The organism is Vibrio sp. 1978 (assembly GCF_033344345.1).
Map to the genome: position 1 here is coordinate 1 of NZ_JAWPOP010000288.1, position 832 is coordinate 832.

Here is an 832-nt window from a genome sequence, read left to right on the forward strand (position 1 = left end):
GAAGCCAAGGGGAGGTTAGGGAGGGTTGTTACGCTGAATTTGATTAATCCATTAAGACGGATTTTTGTACTTATGCAGCAAATCTAACGGGATATGGCAGTAGTCGTTTGGAAAGCGCGTGAGTCGGTCTTGGTGCTCATCATCACTTGGTACATAGTTTGTAAGCGGCAGCACTTCTACAGCGATCTGATCGGCATCTGGTCTTTCTGCGAAAAAAGCTTTAGCAATGGCCAGGTGTTGTTCGTTTTGGCTATAGACACCTGTACGGTACTTTTCGCCTACGTCTTCACCTTGCTTGTTGATGCTATATGGGTCGATGATTTCAAAGAAATAGCCCATTAAGGTTTCAACCGACACTTGGCTTGGATCAAACTCGGTGCGAACGCATTCTGCGTAGCCATCGTATTCAGATTGAGTGTTATCCGTCTTGCCATTTGCGCGTCCAGCTTCGGTGCTGATTACGCCCGGCAGGTGGCGCATAAATTCTTGAACACCCCAAAGGCAGCCGCCTGCGAAGTACATCTCTTCCATCATTTTATCCTGTAAAACTTTGCGCCATTATGGACAACACCGTCATGCAAACACAACTCCTACCATAAAACAGGAACAAGGTTGCAGTGATTTGCTCTCTTTTTCATTCAAGTCGTCCTCGTTAGATTTGATGCCAATGCCAGCAATTATTGAATCACAAATACTTACGAAGAGAGCCAATATGAAAATAGAACATGTCGCGATTTGGACAGAGCGTTTGGAAGAGCTGAAAGGCTTTTATGAGAAATATTTTAACGCCGTATCCAATGATAAATACCACAATCCGAAGAAGCACTTTTCG

The 832-nt window shown here is 44.5% G+C and carries 1 protein-coding gene and 1 pseudogene; one reads left to right on the forward strand and one right to left on the reverse strand.

From position 1 onward, the window contains the following. Nucleotides 1-51 precede the first annotated feature (51 nt). Nucleotides 52-531: a peptide-methionine (S)-S-oxide reductase gene (locus R8N49_RS26135; protein ID WP_318190328.1), complete on the reverse strand. Its 480-nt coding sequence runs from the start codon at nt 529-531 to the stop codon at nt 52-54. A 181-nt stretch (nt 532-712) separates the two neighbouring features. Between R8N49_RS26135 and R8N49_RS26140 the strand changes: the two are divergent. After that, a pseudogene (locus tag R8N49_RS26140) lies at nt 713-832 on the forward strand (glyoxalase); the annotation flags it as partial.